The 4,416-nt window shown below is 40.7% G+C and carries 5 protein-coding genes; all 5 read right to left on the minus strand.

The window, feature by feature from the left end; translation table 11 throughout:
- Nucleotides 1–117: 117 nt before the first annotated feature.
- Nucleotides 118–558 carry a ClpXP protease specificity-enhancing factor gene (locus H5187_RS22685; RefSeq protein ID WP_145236812.1) on the minus strand — a complete coding sequence of 147 codons (441 nt, stop codon included), beginning with the start codon at nucleotides 556–558 and terminating at the stop codon, nucleotides 118–120.
- Nucleotides 558–1,184: a stringent starvation protein SspA gene (gene sspA / locus H5187_RS22690; RefSeq protein WP_064667929.1), complete on the minus strand. Its 627-nt coding sequence runs from the start codon at nucleotides 1,182–1,184 to the stop codon at nucleotides 558–560. The genes H5187_RS22685 and sspA overlap by 1 nt, the downstream gene beginning before the upstream one ends.
- 79 nt (nucleotides 1,185–1,263) lie before the next feature.
- Nucleotides 1,264–2,007 (minus strand): cytochrome c1, encoded by a 744-nt coding sequence (locus tag H5187_RS22695; RefSeq protein WP_182719666.1) that lies wholly within the window; start codon nucleotides 2,005–2,007, stop codon nucleotides 1,264–1,266.
- Nucleotides 2,004–3,269, minus strand: a complete 1,266-nt coding sequence (locus tag H5187_RS22700; protein WP_149980603.1) for a cytochrome b N-terminal domain-containing protein — start codon at nucleotides 3,267–3,269, stop codon at nucleotides 2,004–2,006. Before H5187_RS22700 ends, H5187_RS22695 begins: the two co-directional genes overlap by 4 nt.
- Nucleotides 3,269–3,859, minus strand: a complete 591-nt coding sequence (gene petA / locus H5187_RS22705) for a ubiquinol-cytochrome c reductase iron-sulfur subunit (protein WP_182719667.1) — start codon at nucleotides 3,857–3,859, stop codon at nucleotides 3,269–3,271. Before petA ends, H5187_RS22700 begins: the two co-directional genes overlap by 1 nt.
- Nucleotides 3,860–4,416: the final 557 nt, after the last annotated feature.

A 4,416-nucleotide genomic window follows, 5' to 3' on the forward strand; every position in this document is an offset into this window, starting at 1 on the left:
CTTTTACCTTTTACCTTTTACCTTTTACCTTTTACCTTTTACCTTTGACCTTCAGTCTACTTTTATACAGGCATAAAAAAACCGCTTAATCAGCGGTTTTTATCAAACAATTACATATTACTTAATAACACGTAAGTGTGAGCCTTTTTTCTTTTCAGGCTTAGAAGGAGCTGGCTCGTCAGGTAATAATTCATCTGCGATATCAACACTTTCTAACTCAGCTGCAAACTCGTCTTCATCTTCTAAAAACTCATCTGCAGTAAACACAGTGCCTTCACCGTTTTCGCGGGCATAGATCGCAAGCACGGCACCAATTGGCACGTATACTTGCATTGGCTGACCACCAAAGCGGGCACTAAAGCTTAACTGCTGATTATCCATTGAGAATTGTGTGACAGCTGATGGGCTAATATTCAACACAATTTGTCCATCTTGAACAAACTGTGTTGGTATTTGCACGGCTGGAAAATCAGCATTAACCACTAAATGCGGTGTACACTGATTATCAACAATCCAATCAAAGAAAGCACGAAGTAAATAAGGACGATTAGGCGTCATTACAAACGGATCTCGCGCTCAGTTTCAGTAAGAGAAGCTTGGAATGATTCACGCTCAAATAAACGGATCATATATTCTTTCATCTCTTTAGAACCTGCACCAGTTAGCTCAATACCAAGCTCTGGTAAACGCCATAGTAATGGTGCTAAGTAACAATCAACTAAACTAAACTCTTCACTCATAAAGTAAGGAGCTTCAGTAAAGATTGCTGAAACAGCAAGTAAAGCTTCTGTTAGTTCTTTACGCGCTTGCGCTGATTCAGCGCCATTAGCATAAATTTTAGCAGCAAGGCTGTACCAATCTGTGTCGATGCGATGCATCATTAAACGGCTGCGGCCACGCATTACCGGATAAACAGGCATTAGTGGAGGGTGAGGAAAACGTTCATCAAGGTATTCCATGATGATGTTTGCCTGATATAAACCAAGCTCACGGTCAATCAGTGTTGGCACTGTACCGTAAGGGTTAATTTCATGAAGTGCTTCTGGCAGGTTGTCCTTTTCGGCCAGATGAATATCTACACTTACGCCTTTTTCAGCAAGTACAATGCGTACTTGATGGCTATACATACAGTTAGCACCAGAAAAAAGGGTCATTACAGGGCGCTTATTGGCAGCTACGGCCATGCCTACCTCCATTAAATAACAAAAACAGCAAAAGGGGCTTAAGCCCCTATTGCAAAATTACCTTTAAATATGTTCAAAATTAATGAACATCTCTCCAGTATTCTTTCTTCAACATGAATGCCAAGATAAATAGGATAACTAAGAATCCGATAACCTTGATACCTAACGCTTCTGATTCAAGACGTGAAGGTTCACCCACGTACTCAAGGAAGTTAGTTAAGTCACGAGCCGCTTGATCGTACTCGTCTACACTCATTTCGCCAGTCCCATCTGTTTCAGTACCAATAACTTTAGTCACAGTGTGACCATGTTCTTCGACTTCTTCAGTAATAGGCGTTGGTAAACCTTGCAGTTCTTGCAAAACGTGAGGCATACCTACCGATGGGAAAACAATATTGTTAACTCCAAACGGACGAGATTCATCTTTATAAAATGACTTTAAGTACGTGTAAATATAATCCGGAGATTTTACACGTGCAATTAGAGTTAGATCCGGCGGAGCCGCACCAAACCATTTTGCTGCATCATCTTTAGTAATTGCGTTAGTGATATGGCTACCAACTTTTGAACCGTCAAAAATTAACTGCTCAAGGCCAACGGCTGTTGGAATACCGATATCACGGAAAGTACGCTCATAACGCTGATACTGCATTTGGTGACAACCAAGACAGTAGTTCATGAACAACTTTGCACCACGTTGCAACGAAGGCTGATCAGTTAGGTCATTACCGGCTTCCATTAATGGAACCGATGGACCTGCCGCCATTGCCGGCAATACGTTTATTGATAAAGCAAATAAACCGATAATTAGCTTTTTCATCATTTCGTTAACCTCTCTGGCAATGGCTTAGTTTTTTCATTCTTACTGTATACAAACAACAGTACGAAGAACATAAAGTAAGTCACAGTACAGATTTGTGAAATGATCGTCTTCATATCAGTTTGTGGAGTTGCACCCACCCAACCAAGAAGCACGAAAGTAACAACAAAACCTGCGATGTTCCATTTATGGAAGCCACAACGGTAACGAACCGATTTCACTGTGCCACGGTCAAGCCAAGGTAATAACGCCAGCACTACAATCGATGCACCCATCGCAGCAACACCAATTAGTTTATCTGGGATTGCACGTAAGATTGCATAGAATGGCGTAAAGTACCAAACTGGGAAAATATGTTCAGGTGTTTTAAGTGGGTTTGCCGCTTCAAAGTTTGGTCCTTCAAGGAAGAAACCATTCATCGCAGGCATAAAGAACACCACCCAACAAAACAAGATTAAGAAACCAACCACACCCACAATATCTTTTACTGTGTAATAAGGATGGAACGGAATCGCATCAACAATATCTTTCTTGTCAGTGTAATACTCATGGAATTTAAATTTAGGCTTATCTTCTTCAGCAACAGAGCCTTTCTTACGCTTGATCTCAACACCGTCAGGGTTATTTGAACCCACTTCGTGCAGTGCCACAATGTGTAAGAATACTAAAATTACGATAACCAATGGTAAAGCAATAACATGTAATGCAAAGAAGCGGTTAAGCGTTGCACCTGATATTACATAATCACCACGGATCCAAAGTGTTAAGTCATCACCAATAACCGGAATAGCCCCGAATAGTGAAATGATTACCTGTGCACCCCAGAATGACATTTGACCCCATGGTAATAAGTAACCCATGAATGCTTCAGCCATTAACGCTAAGAAGATAAACATACCGAATAACCACAGTAATTCACGTGGTTTTTGGTAAGAACCGTAGATCATGCCACGGAACATATGCATATATACAACGATGAAAAACGCTGATGCACCTGTTGAGTGCAAATAACGTAGTAACCAGCCGTATTCTACATCACGCATGATGTATTCTACTGAAGCGAATGCGCCCTCAGAAGACGGAACAAAGTTCATCGTTAACCAAATCCCGGTAAGAATTTGGTTTACTAGTACTAACATGGCCAATGAGCCAAAGAAATACCAGAAGTTAAAGTTTTTCGGTGCTGGATACTGTGCAATATGCATGTTCCAAACACGTGTCATTGGGATACGGTCGTCTATCCAACCAATAATTTTACCGAACATTAGGCTACCCCTTTTTCTTCGCCCACTAAAATAGTGGTATCATCAAGAAATGTGTAAGGTGGTATTTCTAAGTTTAACGGGGCAGGTACCGATTTAAATACACGGCCAGCCATATCAAATTTAGAACCGTGACATGGACAGTAGAAACCATCATCTGTTCCCTCAACCTTTTCACCAAAATTACCTTGGAAAAAGCCAGGTGAACACCCTAAATGCGTACAAATACCTACCGCGAGAAATATCTCAGGGCGTAATGAACGGAAATCATTGGTTGATGATTCTAATTGTTGTGGCTCTTGCGATTGCGGATCACGAAGTTGACCTTCGTGTTCTTTCATCTGCTCAAGCATTTTAGGGGTTCGTGATACAACCCATACAGGTTTACCACGCCACTCGACACGTATTAATTGTCCCGGCTCAAGTTTGCTGATATCTACTTCTACAGGCGCACCCGCAGATTTAGCTCGCTCACTTGGATTCCAAGACGCAATAAAAGGAACAGCAGCCCCAGCCGCACCAACACCACCTACAACAGAGGTAGCTATGGTTAAAAAGCGACGTCGGCCATTGTCTACAGGCGCATTGCTCATCCACTTATCTCCACTATGATTCTCAACACTTGCTATATTGAGAACATCAGTTACAGCAGGTTAATTTTTCGAAATTTTAAAATAGAAGCGATCATAATTAAAACCCTTGATTAAAACAAGGTTATTAACAGCCTCATGCTCGAATAATCCCGACTTTATCAACTAATTGACTAAGTTAGCTCGAGCATAGAGCCGTTTCTATGATATGACTTTTACAAAAACAATATACTGACCAAGATCAACCTCACTAAAAGGAAGCAGATAAACTGCACATGGTGCTGTTGAACTCACTCACATTACTTGCCAGACAATTGTAGCAAAAAAATTCATCAATTAACTGACGGATTTACACTTATTACGATAATTATTGAACTTTTTTTAAAGTTATACGCAACAAAGGCAGTAGCAGGTTAATTATTAGCCGCATATTTGATACGAGTTTGCTGGTTACTTATTAAAAGTGCGAGTTTGCTTATGTCTGATAAAAAGTGCGAGTTTGTTTATCTCTGCTAAAAAGTGCGAGTTTGCTTATCTCTGCTAAAAAGTGCGAGTTTGCT

Origin of the sequence: Pseudoalteromonas sp. SG44-1 (assembly GCF_014164315.1) — a bacterium.
Classification (GTDB): Bacteria; Pseudomonadota; Gammaproteobacteria; order Enterobacterales; family Alteromonadaceae; genus Pseudoalteromonas; species Pseudoalteromonas rhizosphaerae.